Annotated in this window: 15 protein-coding genes; 7 read left to right on the top strand and 8 right to left on the bottom strand. The window is 62.2% G+C overall.

The genetic code is table 11. From position 1 onward, the window contains the following. Positions 1 to 126: 126 nt before the first annotated feature. Together ald and LB564_RS01915 are read left to right on the top strand one after the other, a co-directional pair. Positions 127 to 1,242 (top strand): alanine dehydrogenase, encoded by a 1,116-nt coding sequence (gene ald, locus LB564_RS01920; RefSeq protein ID WP_140701109.1) that lies wholly within the window; start codon positions 127 to 129, stop codon positions 1,240 to 1,242. Positions 1,243 to 1,456: 214 nt separating this feature from the next. After that, entirely contained in the window at positions 1,457 to 2,731 is a 1,275-nt protein-coding gene (locus LB564_RS01915; RefSeq protein ID WP_224534580.1) for an outer membrane protein, read from the top strand. 213 nt (positions 2,732 to 2,944) lie between these two features. On the opposite strand, the gene LB564_RS01910 is transcribed toward LB564_RS01915, so the two are convergent. The 6 genes from LB564_RS01910 to LB564_RS01885 form a co-directional block, all read right to left on the bottom strand. Beyond that, positions 2,945 to 3,412: a DUF1203 domain-containing protein gene (locus LB564_RS01910; RefSeq protein WP_224534579.1), complete on the bottom strand. Its 468-nt coding sequence runs from the start codon at positions 3,410 to 3,412 to the stop codon at positions 2,945 to 2,947. Between the two features lie 177 nt (positions 3,413 to 3,589). After that, a complete protein-coding gene (locus tag LB564_RS01905; protein ID WP_140701103.1) occupies positions 3,590 to 4,147 on the bottom strand; it encodes an OmpA family protein in 558 nt (185 codons plus the stop codon). Positions 4,148 to 4,248: 101 nt separating this feature from the next. Further along, positions 4,249 to 4,812: a GNAT family N-acetyltransferase gene (locus tag LB564_RS01900; RefSeq protein ID WP_140702158.1), complete on the bottom strand. Its 564-nt coding sequence runs from the start codon at positions 4,810 to 4,812 to the stop codon at positions 4,249 to 4,251. Positions 4,813 to 4,817: 5 nt separating this feature from the next. After that, the gene (sseA, locus tag LB564_RS01895; protein ID WP_224534577.1) at positions 4,818 to 5,699 is read right to left on the bottom strand and encodes a 3-mercaptopyruvate sulfurtransferase; all 882 of its coding nucleotides are present in this window, start codon (positions 5,697 to 5,699) and stop codon (positions 4,818 to 4,820) included. Positions 5,700 to 5,735: 36 nt separating this feature from the next. Next, on the bottom strand, positions 5,736 to 6,479 hold the full coding sequence (locus LB564_RS01890; RefSeq protein ID WP_224534575.1) for an alanyl-tRNA editing protein: 744 nt from the start codon (positions 6,477 to 6,479) through the stop codon (positions 5,736 to 5,738). Next, positions 6,479 to 7,513, bottom strand: coding sequence for a cysteine synthase A (locus tag LB564_RS01885; RefSeq protein WP_140701097.1), 1,035 nt, complete (start codon positions 7,511 to 7,513; stop codon positions 6,479 to 6,481). The genes LB564_RS01890 and LB564_RS01885 overlap by 1 nt, the downstream gene beginning before the upstream one ends. 225 nt (positions 7,514 to 7,738) lie before the next feature. On the opposite strand from LB564_RS01885, the gene LB564_RS01880 reads away from it, so the two are divergent. Continuing rightward, positions 7,739 to 8,560: an SDR family oxidoreductase gene (locus tag LB564_RS01880; protein WP_224534573.1), complete on the top strand. Its 822-nt coding sequence runs from the start codon at positions 7,739 to 7,741 to the stop codon at positions 8,558 to 8,560. A 92-nt stretch (positions 8,561 to 8,652) separates the two neighbouring features. Continuing rightward, the gene (locus tag LB564_RS01875; RefSeq protein WP_224534571.1) at positions 8,653 to 9,627 is read left to right on the top strand and encodes an alpha/beta hydrolase; all 975 of its coding nucleotides are present in this window, start codon (positions 8,653 to 8,655) and stop codon (positions 9,625 to 9,627) included. A 103-nt stretch (positions 9,628 to 9,730) separates the two neighbouring features. Here LB564_RS01875 and LB564_RS01870 read toward each other — a convergent pair whose 3' ends face one another. Beyond that, positions 9,731 to 11,155 (bottom strand): DEAD/DEAH box helicase, encoded by a 1,425-nt coding sequence (locus tag LB564_RS01870; protein WP_224534569.1) that lies wholly within the window; start codon positions 11,153 to 11,155, stop codon positions 9,731 to 9,733. 393 nt (positions 11,156 to 11,548) lie between these two features. On the opposite strand from LB564_RS01870, the gene LB564_RS01865 reads away from it, so the two are divergent. Further along, a complete protein-coding gene (locus LB564_RS01865; protein ID WP_224534568.1) occupies positions 11,549 to 13,081 on the top strand; it encodes an acyl-CoA carboxylase subunit beta in 1,533 nt (510 codons plus the stop codon). 27 nt (positions 13,082 to 13,108) lie between these two features. On the opposite strand, the gene LB564_RS01860 is transcribed toward LB564_RS01865, so the two are convergent. After that, a complete protein-coding gene (locus LB564_RS01860; protein ID WP_224534567.1) occupies positions 13,109 to 14,638 on the bottom strand; it encodes an NAD(P)H-hydrate dehydratase in 1,530 nt (509 codons plus the stop codon). Positions 14,639 to 14,993: 355 nt separating this feature from the next. Here LB564_RS01860 and LB564_RS01855 point away from each other — a divergent pair, with 355 nt between their 5' ends. Next, entirely contained in the window at positions 14,994 to 15,332 is a 339-nt protein-coding gene (locus LB564_RS01855; RefSeq protein WP_006205430.1) for a P-II family nitrogen regulator, read from the top strand. A 58-nt stretch (positions 15,333 to 15,390) separates the two neighbouring features. Continuing rightward, positions 15,391 to 16,800, top strand: a complete 1,410-nt coding sequence (glnA, locus tag LB564_RS01850) for a type I glutamate--ammonia ligase (protein WP_140701085.1) — start codon at positions 15,391 to 15,393, stop codon at positions 16,798 to 16,800. Positions 16,801 to 16,959 lie beyond the last annotated feature (159 nt).

The raw sequence follows: 16,959 nt of genomic DNA, 5'->3' as shown, positions 1-16,959 counted from the left end.
TCGCGCAACGATTATCGAAGGAGCCGCTCTCCCGCAAGTGCATTCGCAAACACCTGCGCGCCGATTCATGGTTCACTGCGCCAATACAGGGAGTGAGCCCAAAAGGGCCCGGATCAGGAGAAGACAATGCGCGTCGGCTGCCCCAAGGAAATCAAGAACCACGAATACCGTGTCGGCCTCACGCCAGGCTCGGTCCGCGAATATGTCGCCCACGGCCATGAGGTTCTGGTCGAGGCCGGCGCGGGCGCCGGCATCGGTGCCGATGACAACGCCTATCGCGCCGCCGGCGCGATCATCGCCAAGACGGCCGCCGACGTGTTCGCCAAATCGGACATGATCGTCAAGGTCAAGGAGCCGCAGCCCAATGAGTGGGTGCAGTTGCGCGAAGGCCAGATCCTCTACACCTATCTTCACCTGGCTCCGGATCCGGAGCAGACCAAGGGGCTGCTCGCTTCGGGAGTCACGGCGATCGCCTATGAAACCGTGACCGACGATCGTGGCGGCCTGCCGCTCTTGGCGCCGATGTCGGAAGTCGCCGGTCGCCTGTCGATCCAGGCCGGCGCCACGGCGCTGCAGAAGGCCAATGGCGGCCGCGGCGTGCTGCTCGGCGGCGTGCCGGGCGTGCTGCCGGGCAAGGTCACCGTGCTCGGCGGCGGGGTCGTCGGCCTGCACGCGGCCCGCATGGCGGCCGGCCTCGGCGCCGACGTCACCATCATCGACCGTTCCATCCCACGCCTGCGCCAGCTCGACGATCTTTTCGCCGGTCGGGTCCACACCCGTTACTCCACCGTCGAGGCGCTCGAGGAAGAATGCTTCTCGGCCGACATCGTCGTCGGCGCCGTGCTGATCCCGGGCGCAGCCGCGCCGAAGCTGGTCAGCCGCGAAATGCTGTCGGGCATGAAGAAGGGCTCGGTGCTGGTCGACGTCGCCATCGACCAGGGCGGCTGCTTCGAAACCTCTCATGCCACCACCCACGCCGAGCCGACCTACGAGGTTGACGGCGTCATCCACTATTGCGTCGCCAACATGCCGGGTGCCGTGCCGGTCACCTCGGCGCATGCGCTGAACAACGCGACGCTGCATTATGGCCTGCAACTCGCCGACAAGGGTCTGAAGGCTCTGGTCGACGACCACCACTTGCGCAACGGCCTCAATGTCCACAAGGGCAAGATCACCAACCGCGCGGTCGCCGAGGCGCTCGGCTACGAACTGGTCGAGCCGAAAGCAGTGCTCGCGGCCTGATACACCCAGAAAAAGTCAACCTACACTCTTGCCCGCCGGTTCGCTCCGGCGGGCTTTTTTGCTTTGGTAATGACGCGCCGATCCGCTTTCTTGAGGCCGCCTCGAAGCGTGTGCCGTAAGGGCACTTTGCCTCCCATTGTTGCATTTTTGTCATACCTGTCTTGGCCGACTCCCTGCTAGGAACACCTTGGGCTTATTGATTAGGGGTACGGCTATGTTTATTCGCGTTTCAGCGAAATCTATTCTTCTTGGTGCAGTGTCGGCGGTGGCAATTATGTCGGCCGCGCACGCGGCTGATGTCGTGCAGCCGGTCGAGACCTCCGGTTTCAACTGGAGCGGCGTTTATGTTGGCATCGGCGGCGGATTCGGCGCCAGCGTGCACAAGTTCAGCGTGGCTCCAATTGTCGATTTCAACGGCATCGGTGGTAACGGCGTCTTCGGCGAACTGACCGCCGGCTATGACTATATGGTCAACGAACGCTTCCTGCTCGGCGGCTTCATCGACGCAAATATCGGCAATATCGGTCCGTCAATCAGCGCTCCGGGCGCCGACATCGATCTCACGAATTCATATGGTTTTGACGTTGGCCTGCGCGCTGGCTATCTTTTAAATCCCAGCACGCTCGGCTACGTGCTCGGCGGGTATAGCTGGCAGCATTTCAAGCTTGATGGATCGGGCTTTGCCGACATTGATTTCACGCAAAACCGTAGCGGTTATGTACTCGGCGTCGGCATGGAAACCGTGCTGCGTGGCAACTGGACCTTGAAAACCGAATATCGCTACGCTGATTACGGCGACAAGTCGGTTCTCGATTTCGGAGGCGCGTCCTTGAACGTGCAGCCTTCGACGCACACCTTCCACATCGCCGCCAACTATCGTTTCGGTGCCCAGAACGGTGGCGGCGCCTCGTTTGAAGGCCCAACCTACAACTGGACAGGCTTCTATGTCGGCGGCGCACTCGGAGCGGGCACGATGGTGCATGATCTGACGCTCCTTGGTGCCCTCGAGTTGAACGGCATCGGCGGCGAAGGTGTGTTTGGCGAGGCTAGCGTTGGTTATGATCACGATTTCGGTAGCTGGGTGGCAGGTGTCCAGTTTGACGGCCGTTACTCGGGCATCAGATCCAAGCTCGACATTTTTGGCACAACGGTCAAAGGTGACGCCGACTACGGCTTCGATGCGCTCGCTCGGGTTGGAGCCAAGGTCAACGACGCAACTCTCGCCTATGTGATCGGCGGCTACAGTTGGCAGCACTTCAATCTGCATGCCTCTGTACCCGGAGGCCCGAGCGGCGATATCTACGACTGGGGTTCCAGCGGCTTCTCGATAGGCGGCGGTCTGGAAACAGCCGTTTCCAACAACATGACCGTCGGCCTCGAATACCGATATTCGCAATATGAGAAGGAAGATTTCGGCTCGGGCGGCTTCCTCGAGGACACCCCGTCGTTCCAGACGGTGCGTATCGGCGCGAAGTACAAGTTCAACTAAGCCCTCCAGGCAAACAATCGAAACCCGTCGGCCATGCTGGCGGGTTTTTTTTCTTGCGCGAAGAAGACTTGGGGCTGAACGCTGGCAACAAAAAAGCGGAGCCAAAGCCCCGCTTCCTCGATATCGAGATTTGCCGCCGGTTCATCCGCGGTCGACCAATCAATCGATACTGGCTTTCTACAGAAACAATGCGACGGGAGTACGACAGCTTCGTCAGACGCGCTCGATCCGGCATTGGTAGCAATTGTTGCGCGCCGAGCGGACATGCACATAGGCAATGTCTTCGCGCTTGAACAAGGTCTCGGCTCGCGCGGCGATTGCCTCGGTCGGGATGACGCCACCGCTGCCATAGACGATGCGGTCATCGCTGCCATAGCCGCGCACGATATATTCCGGACTCTCGAGGATCTCCGGTGGCTCCCTTGTGCCGACGGCACGCTGGCATTCCTTGGCGTGCAGGAAGATCGGTCCTGTTTCGGCATAGGGCTGAAGGTTCGGAAATGGCCGATAGGCGAGGATGAGATAGACATCGCCGGCAGCGATATTGCTCAGACAATGACGGCATGGCACGCCGTCACCGTCGGAGATTTTCCGCTCGGGCGTGTGGCCATAGGCATCGGGGCCGCCGCGCTGCAGGGCTCTTACATCGTCGGTCGGCAGAGCTGTGAACTGAATGGTCATGGCAAGATCTCCGGTGCTGTCGACCGGAAATTATGCGCTCGCGGCAGCGCTTCCCACCCGATTCCCGCCAACCGTCCGGTGACCGATCCGGTGTCGCGTATCGGTCCCCGTCCAGCACCGGCACGGACCGCCGGGATCATCGAGCAGATGAACGAAGTCGGCTAATAACTTCGAAAATCATCTGATGAAATCGTCGAAGCGGCGCAGCGTCACCCTGCGATTCTGCCAGTTTTCGTTCTGCGTCGGCACGAGCAGGAACTCCTCGCCATAGCCGACGGTTTCCAATGCATGGCCGGGCACGCCGAATTCGCGCACCAGCGTACGCTTCAGCGAGGCAGCGCGCTGTTCCGACAGGACCTGGTTCGACTGGAAGGAACCGACCGCATCGGTATGCCCCTCGATGAGCACACGCGCACCTGGATCGCGGCGCAGGATGCGCCGCAGCGCATCGGCGATGTTCTCGATCTTGTCATACTGCGAGGTGGAAATGGCAGCTGAGCCAAAGGCGAAATTGATCGACTGGATATCGATCGAGCGCGCCATGCGGCGCAGATCCGGCCGGCGCTTGAATTCGCGGATGGTGACGCGCTCGTTCGGCCGCAGCTTGACCCGAGGGGCCGCCTCGAGCTTCCGCTCGATCGTCGCGGCCGAGGGCGTCGTCGCCTGGGCGGCGGCAAGGCTCGGCATGGCAATGGCCGCGATCAGCGCGGCGGCGAGAGTGCGTCGGGTCAGCATGTCTTTTCTCCTTCGGCCTCGGCCGCATTTGACAATGCGGGCAAGATGCCAAAGCCAGGCTGAAGCGCCGATGAACGGAAGGTTCAGGTTTGCGGCTGGAGTTACGGCCGCATGACGCTGGCCGAACGCTCGGCGAATGGCAGCGGGTGCACGACTTCCTTCTTCTGCGCCACCGGCTTGAAACCGAGCTTCTGATAGAGCGGCAGGGCTGCGGGGTGGTCGAGCGTACAGGTCTGCACCGTCACCCGTTTCGGCCCATGCGACCATGCCGCGGCGATCGCCGAGCCAAGGAACCAGCGGCCGATGCCTTGCCCGGTGGCGTGTTCCATCATGCCGAAATAGGCGAGTTCGACTTCCTCGGGCAGATGCGGCTTGAGATCAAAGAAGCCCGCCGGCGAACCGTCGAGATAGAGCACCCTGATGTCGCGATCCTCGCGGTGGATTCCGGCGGACAGTTCATCGTCGTTCAGCCTCAGAACATTCACCCAGTGCCATTTGCGCCCCACCCGGTCCATCAGGTAGCGGTAGAAATGCAGGGGAATGTCCCTGGTCTTCAGCAGTGCGACCTGGCGATTGTAGGGCACCGGCGGCGAGACGGCCGGCGGGGCATGCATCTCCAGAAAAGTCACTGTGACTTCAATGTCCTGCAGCACGCCATTTTCCATCGTCGTCATTCCTTGCCGGCCGCCGCTGGGCCGGTCGTCGCTGGGCCGGTCACGACAGGGGTATCGGAGAGCCCGCCCCATTCGGTCCATGAACCGTCATAAAGCCTGTTTTCAGTGTGGCCAAGCGTCTCCAGCGCCAGCGTGACCACCGCGGCTGTGACACCGGAGCCGCAGGATGTGACCACGGGTCTGGACAGATCTATACCGGCGTCCTCTATCACCTTGCGCAAACGGTCCTTCGGCAGCAGCCTGCCGTTTTCGGAAAGCGCCGAATAGGGAATGTTGCGGGCGCCTGGCATGTGGCCGGAGCGGATGCCTGCGCGGGGCTCGGGCTCGGCACCGGTAAAGCGCCCTGCCCCACGCGCGTCGGCAATCTGACTTTCACCGGTATCGACGATCCGGCGCATGTCGGCCAGGCCGACGACGCGCGCGGCATCGAAATCGGCATGGAACACGCTCGGCGCGATCTTGGTCGGCTCGGCCGTGACCGGGCGGCCGGCCGCCTTCCAGCCGTCGAAACCGCCGTCCAGAACATAGGTCTGGAAGACGCCCATGACGCGGAACATCCACCATGCCCGGGGCGCCGAGAAAAAGCCCGGCCCATCATAGACGACGATGGTGTCATCGGCCGAAACGCCCATCGCGCCGACATATTGGGCGAAATGCCGCGGCGATGCGAGCGTATGCGGCAGAGCGGCGTCGGAATCCGAAACGGCATCCTGATCCAGGAACCGGGCGCCCGGGATATGGGCCGCATCATATTCGGCGCGCGCATCGCGCTTTTGCGCAGGCAGGTACCAGGAGGCGTCAATGATCGTCAGCCCCGGCTGGCTTAGGCGCTGCTGCAACCAGTCCGCATCGACCGTGAAAGGACTGTCTTCGGCCATTTTTCCTCCTGCCGCCTTCTGACGGTGTGTGTCTGTTCAGTTCGCCGGCATCGGACCGAAGCGAATGCGAAAGCGCCTGTTCTCCCGGCCCTTCTTCTCGATCTTGCCGATGTGAATTTCGCCGATTTCGCCAGTGCTCTTCACATGCGTGCCGCCGCAGGGCTGGCTGTCTACCGCGCCATTCTCGCCGATGCAGACCAGGCGGATCTTGCCCGTGCCGACCGGCGGTCGAACATTCTTGGATTTGACCAGGCCAGGATTGGCGGCCAATTCCTCGTCGCTGATCAGCCTGGTGAAGATGGGATGATCCGCCCGCACCAGGTCCATCATGCCGGCAGTCGCCTCTTCCCTGGTGAAGCTGGCGTCCGGAATGTCGAAATCGACGCGGCTGTCGTCCTCGGAGACCGACGCACCGGTGATCGGGAACGGACAGACGACGGTAAGCAGGTGGCAAGCCGCGTGCATGCGCATCAGCAGGTGCCGGCGCTCCCAGTCGATGGTGAGCTTCACCGTTTCGCCGACCACCGGCATCGCCTGCTCCGCCGCCGGCACATGGATGATCTCGTCCTTGGTCTCGCCGGTGATCGTGGCGGCAATTGCGATGCGGCTGCCGTCAGTGCGTTCGAGATGGCCGGTGTCGCCCGGCTGGCCACCAGAAGTGGCATAAAAGATTGTCCGGTCGAGGATGATGCCGCCGCGCTCGTTGATGGCGACGACCGTTGCGTCAGCCGTCTTGAGATAGGCGTCGTCGCGAAACAGCGCTTCGGTCCTGTGCGCCATCACGCGACCTTTTCGAACGGCACCGAGATCTTGCTTTTGAGCTCCATCCAGCTTGGCACAGGCAGGTTTTTCTCCCGCAGGAATTCCGGATTGAACAATTTAGACTGGTAGCGCGTGCCGTAGTCGCAAAGGATGGTCACGATGGTGTGGCCCGGGCCCAATTCCCTGGCCAGCCGCATCGCGCCGGCAATGTTGATGCCAGTCGAGCCGCCGACGCAGAGCCCCTCTTCCTGGATGAGATCGAAGATGATCGGCAGCGCTTCCTCGTCCGGGATCTGGTAGGAGAACTCCGGCGTGAACCCGTCGAGATTGGCGGTGATGCGGCCCTGGCCGATACCTTCGGTGATCGAGTTGCCATCGGATTTCAGTTCACCGCTGGTGTAGAAGCTGTAGAGCGCGGCTCCCAGCGGATCAGCCAGCGCGATTTTCACGTCCTTGCTCTTGGCTTTCAACCCGAACGCGACACCGGCCAGCGTTCCGCCCGAACCCACCGCCGAAACAAAGCCGTCGACCTTGCCGCCGGTCTGGGTCCAGATTTCCTGCGCCGTGGTGCGGATATGGCCATCGCGGTTGGCGACATTGTCGAACTGATTGGCCCAGATGGCGCCATTCGCCTCGGATCCGGCCATCTGCTCGGCCAGCCGCCCCGATAGCTTCACGTAATTGTTGGGGTTCTTGTAGGGCACGGCCGGCACTTCGATCAGCTCGGCGCCGAGCAGCCGGATCACGTCCTTCTTTTCCTGGCTTTGCGTATCCGGGATGACGATGACGGTGCGGTATCCGAGCGCCTTGGCGACGAGCGTCAGCCCGATGCCGGTGTTGCCGGCCGTGCCCTCGACGATGACACCGCCCGGCTTCAGCAGGCCGCGTTGTTCGGCGTCGCGGATGATGAACAGTCCGGCGCGATCCTTGACCGACTGTCCCGGATTCATGAACTCGGCCTTGCCCAGGATCTCGCAGCCGGTTGCTTCGGAAGCTTTGTTGAGGCGGATCAGAGGCGTGTTGCCGATCGCGTCGATCACAGAACGGGGCATTCAGGATTCCTTGTGTACGTGCGCCGAAACCCTAGAAACCCAACGCTGCGGTTTCAAGGCAAGAATTCGTCTGGTCCAGTCGCATTTCCGGCCTTGCGAGTGCCGACCTTGTCGCGACCTGGCTCGATATCACACAGTTCATTTGCACCTGTGGTGGAAAAGCACTCTTTTCATTCGATTTCTTCGCCGTTAGAGCAAAGCACCAACAAGTCGACAGGGCGCAGCATGACACTCTATCGGGCCGATCCGAAACACGGCGTCGCCTGGGTCACGGGCGGCAGCAGCGGCATTGGCCGTTCGCTGGCCAGGGATCTGGCGTCACAGGGCTATGCGGTGGCGGTGACCGCGCTGGACGACGATCCGATCGACACGCTCATCGTCGAGACAGCGCAGATGCCGGGCAAGGTCGTGGCTTTTCCCTGCGACGTCACCGACGAGCCGCGCATGGCAAGAACCGTGGCGGCGATCGAGAAGGACCTCGGGCCGATCGTGCTCGCCATCTTCAATGCCGGAAATTACATCTCGACACCCGGAGAGTCACTCGTCGTCAGCGACTTCCGCCGCACCTTCGAGGTCAACTATTTCGGCATCATCAATGGGCTGGTGCCTCTCGTCGAGCACATGCGGGTGCGTGCACGCGGCCATGTCGTTCTGGTCGGCTCGGTGACCGCCTATTTCGGCTGGCCAACAACGGCCGCCTATGGCGGCACCAAGGCGGCCATCAACATCCTGGCCGAGTCGCTGAAATATGATTTCGACAAGATGAACATCCGCGTTCAGGTGATTAACCCCGGGTTTGTCGACACGCCATTGACCGAAAAGAACATGCTGCCGATGCCGGGTCTGATGCCGGTCGGCCGCGCGACCCGCCGCATGGTGCGAGGCATCAAATCCGGCGGCTTCGAAGTGACCTTCCCGTACCGGACGAGCTGGCCGCTGAAATTTCTTGGCCTGCTGCCAAGGCCTGTATCCCGATGGGTAATCAGCCTGACGACCAGCTGGAAGGCACGGCCACTGCATTACGATCGCAAAACGCCCAACGAGTAGATCCCCACAGGATTGGTGGCTTGGCCGCCCGAGCGGCCGTTGCCTGTTCACGGCGACCACCATAGTTTGAATGTTGTTGTGTGGAGTCTGCGATGGGGCGACGGATCGTGCTTGCTGTGCTGGGCCTTGCCGCCATCCTTGCACTGGCCTTCGTATTGGGCCCACGCGTTCCCGTCGACACCACGATCCGTTTCGATCCTTCCGCCATCGGCGACGACCCGCAGGCCTATGTGGCCAAGGCGGAAGCCGCCATACCGGGCATCCGCGACGGGCTGGAGAAGGAAATCGTCTGGGCCAACCCGATGGTGCACGCCAAGACACCGCTGTCGATCGTCTACATCCACGGCTTTTCAGCATCGAAGGGCGAACTCCGCCCCTTGCCCGACGATGTGGCCGACCAGCTCGACGCCAACCTGTTCTACACCCGCCTCACCGGTCACGGACAGGACGGCGAAGCCATGAGGCAAGGCAGCGTCAATGCCTGGATCAACGACTATGAGGAGGCGCTCGCCATCGGCCGGGCAATCGGTGACAAGGTGATCGTCATCTCGACGTCGACCGGCGGCTCACTGGCGGCCTGGGCGGCAACGCAGTCCGGAGCATCCGAGGGTGTGGCGGCCATTGCATTCATCTCGCCCAATTTCGGCGTAAAAGCATCCGGCGCCGAGATTCTGACCATGCCCTGGGGCAAGCAGATCGCCGAATTCGTCGCCGGCAAGGAACGCAGCTTCGCGCCGCGCAATGCGCTGCATGAGAAATTCTGGACCACCAGATATCCGATCGCCGCGACGATGCCGATGCAGGCCCTGACCGAGCTTGCCTATGGCGCGCCGGTGGAGAAGGCGACCATCCCGGCTTTATTCATTTTCTCGGATTTGGACAGAGTGGTGCGACCCGACCGCACCCGCGAAATCGCCGCGCGCTGGGGTGGTGCGCATGAGCTGGTACCCATCGAAAGCACTGGCGATCCCGACAATCATGTCCTTGCCGGCGACGCGCTGTCGCCATCGACCACGGCCTTCCTGGCGCAACGGATTGCCGTCTGGGCCGAAGCCGTGGCGAAGTGAGGTTCTGAAATAAAACGGGCGGCTGAAGCAATGCCTCAGCCGCCCTTTCTCTATTGCTCAGGCAACCAGCCAACCGCCAGGGATTGGCCGACTGCCATAATGGTCAGGCAGCCCGCGCCGCCGGACGCTTGCCGCCGAAGCGGCGCTTGTTGTTGCCCTTGAAAGGCTTCGCACCTTCGGGCTTGCGCTCACCGGCAAAGGCTGGCTTGTCGCCGAAGCGCTTCTTGCCGAAGCCGTTGTTCTGCTTCTTCTCGCCGCCCGGCCGCCTGCCGTCGCGACGGCCATTGCGGTCGTTGCGGTCGTTGGCGGGTTCGAAGCGCTCATTCTTTTCAGCCGGATTGCGCGCCGGATCGGGACTGCCGAGATGGTCGGCAACGATTGGCAGCTTGGTGCGGATGATGCGCTCGACCTGACGAAGCTTGCTGTTTTCCGAAGGATCGCAAAGCGTTATCGCGATGCCATCCTTGCCGTTGCGGCCGGTGCGGCCGATGCGGTGAACATAGCTTTCGGCTTCGTCCGGCAGGTCGAAGTTCACGACATGGCTGATGCCGGGGACGTCGATACCGCGTGCGGCGATGTCGGTCGCGACCAGAATGCGCACCGATCCATCACGGAAATCGTTCAGCGCCTTCTGACGGGCATTCTGCGACTTGTTGCCATGAATGACGGCGGCCTTGAAACCGTCGCGCTCAAGGTCCTTGGTCACCCGGTCGGCACCATGCTTGGTGCGCGAAAAGATGATGACGGACTTCATCGCCGCGTCGGCGAGCATCGTCGACAGCACCTGGCGCTTCTGCTTGGTGCGGGCAAAGACGACGCCCTGAACGATTTCGACGGCCGCGGTGCTTTGCGGCGAGACCTCGACGCGGACCGGGTTCTTCAACAGGCCCTTGGCGAGCTCGGCGATCTCGTCAGGCATGGTGGCCGAGAACAGCGCCGTCTGGCGGTCGGGCGCGGTCGCCTTGGCGATGCGCTTGACGTCGTTGATGAAGCCCATGTCGAGCATGCGGTCGCCCTCGTCCAGCACCAGCCATTTGGTGTCGGACAGGATGAGGTCGCCCTCGCGCACCAGGTCGGTCAAGCGGCCGGGCGTGGCGATGAGGATATCGACGCCTGGGGCAACCTTCTTCACCTGGCTGAAGCGCGAGACGCCGCCCAGCACGAGTGCCGTCGAGACGTGCGCGCCCTTGGCCAGGATCTTGATGGTGTCCTCGATCTGCACCGCGAGTTCGCGGGTCGGCGCCAGGATGAGCGCGCGGGTCGTCTTGGCGCGGCGCTTGGTGCCGAGCGCGATGATCTTCGACAGAATCGGCAGCGCAAAGGCAGCGGTCTTGCCGGAGCCGGTCTGCGCGATGCCGAAAATGTCACGGCCTTCCAGCTGCGGCGGGATCGCCTGCATCTGGATCGGCTTCGGTTCCGCGAAGCCTGCATTGTGGGTGGCCTTGAGCAGCGCACCCGTAATTCCCAGCGCCGCGAAACCGGAGAGTTCCGCGGTATCGTTGCCGGGCAATGTGTTTTCGTTGGTCAAAGTAATCTTCTTTCACGCGGCCTCTGGCCGCAAACGTCGATGGCGGCAGGGCGCAACCTGCCGTCGAAAAATTTGATATGAAACGACAAGGCGGGCGGACGGTAACGTCCACTCGGCTGCGCTGTCGTGCCCGCAGGCGTCATGCCACGGGGCTTTTTCGCCACCTTTGCCGACTTGCCGGAAAGAGGGAAAACAGACGCAACCAGTCTCATTTCGTCGAGAAGGCCGGAATCTCCCGGCCCAAGCGCCTATGGGCTGCATATGGCTGAGTTCGCCCCAGAATGCAAGGGGCGTCATGTTGCGCTGCAGCAAAAACCAGCCAAAAGCCGACGCTTGCGCTCCATGGCTGGCATCATTACCACAAACAAAGCTTCCGACTTTGGGGACCGAGCGATGAAGGACGTGCTGAAGGAACTCGAGCGGCGGCGCGACATTGCCCGCATGGGCGGCGGCCAGGCCCGCATCGATGCGCAGCACAAAAAGGGCAAGCTCACCGCGCGCGAACGCATCGAGGTGTTTCTCGACGAGGCCTCGTTCGAGGAGTTCGACATGTATGTCGAGCACCGCTCGACCGATTTCGGCATGGAGAAGACCAAGATCGCCGGCGATGGCGTCGTCACCGGCTGGGGCACGGTCAATGGCCGTCCGGTCTATCTCTTCGCCAAGGATTTTACCGTCTTCGGCGGCTCATTGTCGGAAGCCCATGCCGAAAAGGTCATCAAGGTGCAGGAGATGGCGCTGCGCAACCGTGCGCCGATCATCGGCCTCTACGATGCCGGCGGGGCGCGCATCCAGGAAGGCGTGGCGGCACTCGGCGGCTATGCCGAGATCTTCCAGCGCAACGTGCTCGCCTCCGGCGTCATCCCGCAGATCTCCGTCATCATGGGCCCTTGTGCCGGCGGTGACGTCTATTCGCCCGCCATGACCGATTTCATCTTCATGGTGCGCGACACCTCCTACATGTTCGTCACCGGGCCGGACGTGGTAAAGACCGTCACCAACGAGACGGTGACCGCAGAGAGCCTCGGCGGCGCTTCCGTCCACACGACGAAATCCTCGATCGCCGACGGCGCCTATGACAATGACGTCGAGGCACTCCTGCAGATGCGCCGGCTGGTCGACCTGCTGCCGGCTTCCAACACATCGGAGATTCCCGAGATCGAATGCTACCAGTCGGTGACCGACCATGACATGTCGCTCGACCGGCTGATCCCCGACAACGCCAACAAACCCTACGACATCAGGGAATTGATCCTGAAGGTCGCCGACGAGGGCGACTTTTTCGAGATCCAGCAGAGCTTTGCCAAAAACATCGTCACCGGCTTCGGGAGGGTCGAAGGTCGCACGGTCGGCTTTGTCGCCAACCAGCCAATGGTGCTTGCGGGCGTGCTCGATTCCGACGCCAGCCGCAAGGCGGCGCGCTTCGTGCGTTTCTGCGACTGTTTTTCGATCCCGCTCGTTACCTTCGTCGATGTTCCCGGCTTCCTGCCCGGCACGGCGCAGGAATATGGTGGATTGATCAAACACGGCGCCAAGCTGCTCTTCGCTTATGCCGAGGCTACGGTGCCGAAGATCACCGTCATCACCCGAAAAGCCTACGGCGGCGCCTATGACGTGATGGCGTCAAAACATCTGCGCGGCGACATGAACTATGCCTGGCCGACGGCGCAGATCGCGGTGATGGGCGCCAGAGGCGCGGTCGAGATCATCTACCGCAAGGATATCGGCGACGCCGAAAAGATCGCAGCCCATACAAAGACCTACGAGGATCGCTTCCTGTCGCCTTTCGTGGCCGCCGAGCGCGGCTATGTCGACGAGGTGATCATGCCGCATTCGACCCGCCGCCGTATCGCCCGGGCGCTTCGCATGCTGCGCAACAAGGACATGCAGAACCCCTGGAAGAAGCACGACAACATTCCGCTGTAATCACCGGCAATCAACAGACTGCGTTTATCAACGGCTGCCGCGAGCAGTAACCAGTTCGAGCAGCACCGGCACCAGCGCCAGCGGCAAATCTTCGGCGATCAGTCCCGGCCCGAATCGACTTCCGGCCTCGGCATGGATCCAGACCGCCGCGCAGGCCGCGTCGAAAGCCGGCATGCCCTGGGCAATCAGTCCGGCCGTGATACCGGACAACACGTCACCTGATCCGGCCGTGGCGAGCCAAGCCGCGCCGTTTGAATTGATCGCCGCCCTGCCATCCGGAGCGGCAATCACCGTATCGGCGCCCTTGTAGACGATGACGGCATTGGCCGCCGCGGCGGCCGCGCGTGCCTTGTCCAGCTTCGAGGAGGCATTGTCGTCGGCGAGGCCGGGAAACAGCCTGGCGAACTCGCCTTCATGCGGTGTCATCACCAGCACGGGCGCGTGCGGCCCGCGGGCGGCTTCGAACAAGACATCTGGCGCCTCCCGAAACGACGTGATCGCGTCGGCGTCGAAGACCAGACCGTCAATTCCGGTGGAGGCGCCCGCCGGCTTGCCCGACGCGAGCAGAGCAAGCGCGAACGCCTGGGTTTTTTCACCGACGCCAAAGCCGGGCCCGAGAACAAAGGCCGACGGCCGGCGCTCCCCGACAAATGCCTCGATGTCGGCCATCTCGTCGGTCCTGCGCAGCATGATCGAGGTCAGGTGCGCTGCGTTGACCTGCATGGCGTTCCCCGGCGACAGAACCGTCACCGCCCCTGCCCCGCTTCGGGCGGCGGCAAGCGCCGACAGCCGTGCCGCGCCCGTGGCGCTCGGCCCGCCGGAAAAGACACCGACATGGCCGCGCTTGTATTTGTGCGCGTCGACGGCCGGCACCGGCAAACCGCGCAACCAGAGTGCCGGTCCGTTCTCGAATGTCCGAGGCTCAAGCTTTGCAATGATGTCATCGCCGATGCCGATATCGGCAAGCACGATCTCGCCGCATCGTTTCCGGCCCGGCAGGAGCAGATGGCCGGGCTTCTTGCGCGCGAAGGTCACGGTGAGGTCGGCTGAAAACGATGTGCCTAGCACCTTGCCGCTGTCACCGGAGATGCCGGAAGGCAGGTCGACCGCGACAACCGGCAAATGCAGTCCGGCGGCCAGATCGGCCGCCCCGGCGGCTTCGCCGGACAGCGGCTTGGACAGCCCTGCCCCGTAAAGCGCATCGACCACGATCGAGCCCGGCTCGGCTTCAAAGCCGACCAGCGGCCGAGGCTTGATCGAACATTCCGCCGCGGCGCGCGCCGCATCGCTTTGCGCCCTCGGCGCACCTGATGCCCAGATCGTCGTCGCAACGCCGCCGCCTGCCAGGATGCGGGCGACGACATAGCCGTCGCCGCCATTGTTGCCAGGCCCGCAAAGCACATGGACATGGGCCGCTTGGGGATAGCGGACGAAAACCTCGGCCGCGACCGCTTCGCCTGCTCTGCGCATCAACCCAATGCCGTCGGTTGGACCGGCGGCAATCGTCAGCCGGTCCGCCTCGCCCATCTCGGCGGAAGTGAGAAGTTCGTCGCTCATGGATTGCCGATCCGCATTCGATCAAGCATTGTCCAGTTTTCGAGCCGAAGCAAACAAAGAGGGAGGTCTTGCCAGCTGCGCTACATTGCCGGGCGAGCATTCGAGGCGCGAAACCGCACAAAAAATGGGCTGACTGCCTAATTTTCGTGCGGATCCAAGTGAGGAACTGCGCGGGCTTCTGCAGTCCATGGCGCTTCCGGTGCAGCGAATGACGCGAAATCGCATGCCGGCGCGGCTTGGCTTCGAAATCATATGAGACCGCTTCAAATCCCCCTATCTGGCACAGTTCGTGCTTGATGGAGGCGCAAGCGGGGGCTCACAACCCGTTTTTTTGGCAGTGGAGGCCACTTTTTACATGAAAAAGATCGAAGCGATCATCAAGCCATTCAAGCTGGACGAAGTGAAGGAAGCGCTTCAGGAGGCCGGACTGCAAGGCATTACCGTGACCGAGGCCAAAGGCTTCGGCCGCCAGAAGGGCCACACCGAGCTCTACCGCGGCGCCGAATATGTCGTCGACTTCCTGCCCAAGGTGAAGATCGAGGTCGTGCTCGGCGACGATGCCGTGGAAGGCGCGATCGAGGCCATCCGCAAGGCGGCCCAGACCGGCCGCATCGGCGACGGCAAGATCTTCGTCTCCAACATCGAGGAAGTCGTGCGCATCCGGACCGGTGAAACCGGAATGGACGCGGTTTGACGGCCATCCTCTAAGAAACGTCATCATCAAAAAACGTCAGCACACAGGGATAAATGACATGACGACAGCCAAAGACATCATGAAGCAGATTAAGGACAACGACGTGAAATTCGTCGACCTGCGCTTCACCGACCCGAAGGGCAAACTGCAGCACGTCACGATGGATGTCGTCGAGGTCGAGGAAGACATGTTCGCCGATGGCGTCATGTTCGACGGCTCCTCGATCGCCGGCTGGAAGGCAATCAACGAGTCCGACATGGTGTTGATGCCCGATCCCGACACGGTCCACATGGACCCGTTCTTCGCGCAGTCGACGATGGTCATCCTGTGCGACATCCTCGATCCGGTCTCGGGTGAATCCTACAACCGCGATCCGCGCGGCACGGCCAAGAAGGCGGAGGCCTATATGAAGGCGGAAGGCATCGGCGACACCATCTATGTCGGGCCGGAAGCCGAGTTTTTCGTGTTCGACGACGTCAAGTACAAGGCCGATCCCTACAACACCGGCTTCAAGCTCGATTCGACCGAACTGCCGTCGAATGACGACACCGACTACGAGACGGGCAACCTTGGCCATCGCCCCCGCGTCAAAGGCGGCTATTTCCCGGTGCCGCCAATCGATTCGGCGCAGGACATGCGTTCCGAAATGTTGACCGTGCTGGCTGAAATGGGCGTGCGCGTCGAAAAGCACCATCACGAGGTGGCCGCCGCCCAGCACGAGCTCGGCATCAAGTTCGACGCGCTGGTCCGCAACGCCGACAAGATGCTGATCTACAAATATGTCGTGCACCAGGTCGCCAACGCCTATGGCAAGACGGCCACCTTCATGCCGAAGCCGATCTTCGGCGACAACGGTTCGGGCATGCATGTCCACATGTCGATCTGGAAGGGTGGCAAGCCGACCTTCGCCGGCAATGAATATGCCGGCCTGTCGGAGAACTGCCTGTTCTTCATCGGCGGCGTCATCAAGCACGCCAAGGCTATCAACGCCTTCACCAACCCGCTGACCAACTCCTACAAGCGCCTGGTGCCCGGCTATGAAGCGCCGGTGCTGCTCGCCTATTCGGCACGTAACCGCTCGGCCTCCTGCCGCATCCCCTTCGGCAGTTCGCCGAAGGCCAAGCGCGTCGAGGTCCGCTTCCCCGATCCGGGCGCGAACCCCTACCTGGCCTTTTCCGCGTTGCTGATGGCCGGCCTCGACGGCATCAAGAACAAGATCCATCCGGGACAGCCGATGGACAAGGATCTCTACGACCTGCCGCCGAAGGAACTGAAGAAGATCCCGACCGTCTGTGGCTCGCTGCGTGAAGCTCTGCAAAGCCTCGACAAGGATCGCGGCTTCCTGAAGGCCGGCGGCGTCTTCGACGACGACCAGATCGACAGCTATATCGAACTGAAAATGGCGGAAGTGATGCGCTTCGAAATGACCCCGCATCCGGTCGAATACGACATGTACTATTCGGTGTAAGAGCCACTGGGATAGCGTCACAGAGCCCTTGAGGGATTACCCCCTTCAAGGGCTTTTTGCTGTCCTCGACGCTCCCGAGGAGCGTGGCGACATCGTTGCTTTTCAAGGATTGTTTGGCCGTGCCGGCACGCGGCCATTGGCGGAAGCCGAAATTCAGGG

The organism is Mesorhizobium sp. ES1-6 (assembly GCF_020164775.1).
Lineage (GTDB): Bacteria > Pseudomonadota > Alphaproteobacteria > Rhizobiales > Rhizobiaceae > Mesorhizobium.
This window is presented reverse-complemented; position numbering and strand designations above follow the sequence as displayed.

Coding starts and splice junctions, on each gene's coding strand:
- LB564_RS01875 (WP_224534571.1), top strand. CDS start 8,653: ATGGGGCGACGGATCGTGCTTGCTGTGCTGGGCCTTGCCGCCATCCTT.
- LB564_RS01905 (WP_140701103.1), bottom strand. CDS start 4,147: ATGCTGACCCGACGCACTCTCGCCGCCGCGCTGATCGCGGCCATTGCC.
- sseA (WP_224534577.1), bottom strand. CDS start 5,699: ATGGCCGAAGACAGTCCTTTCACGGTCGATGCGGACTGGTTGCAGCAG.
- glnA (WP_140701085.1), top strand. CDS start 15,391: ATGACGACAGCCAAAGACATCATGAAGCAGATTAAGGACAACGACGTG.
- LB564_RS01855 (WP_006205430.1), top strand. CDS start 14,994: ATGAAAAAGATCGAAGCGATCATCAAGCCATTCAAGCTGGACGAAGTG.
- LB564_RS01885 (WP_140701097.1), bottom strand. CDS start 7,513: ATGCCCCGTTCTGTGATCGACGCGATCGGCAACACGCCTCTGATCCGC.
- LB564_RS01860 (WP_224534567.1), bottom strand. CDS start 14,638: ATGAGCGACGAACTTCTCACTTCCGCCGAGATGGGCGAGGCGGACCGG.
- LB564_RS01915 (WP_224534580.1), top strand. CDS start 1,457: ATGTTTATTCGCGTTTCAGCGAAATCTATTCTTCTTGGTGCAGTGTCG.
- ald (WP_140701109.1), top strand. CDS start 127: ATGCGCGTCGGCTGCCCCAAGGAAATCAAGAACCACGAATACCGTGTC.
- LB564_RS01865 (WP_224534568.1), top strand. CDS start 11,549: ATGAAGGACGTGCTGAAGGAACTCGAGCGGCGGCGCGACATTGCCCGC.
- LB564_RS01880 (WP_224534573.1), top strand. CDS start 7,739: ATGACACTCTATCGGGCCGATCCGAAACACGGCGTCGCCTGGGTCACG.
- LB564_RS01900 (WP_140702158.1), bottom strand. CDS start 4,812: ATGGAAAATGGCGTGCTGCAGGACATTGAAGTCACAGTGACTTTTCTG.
- LB564_RS01890 (WP_224534575.1), bottom strand. CDS start 6,479: ATGGCGCACAGGACCGAAGCGCTGTTTCGCGACGACGCCTATCTCAAG.
- LB564_RS01910 (WP_224534579.1), bottom strand. CDS start 3,412: ATGACCATTCAGTTCACAGCTCTGCCGACCGACGATGTAAGAGCCCTG.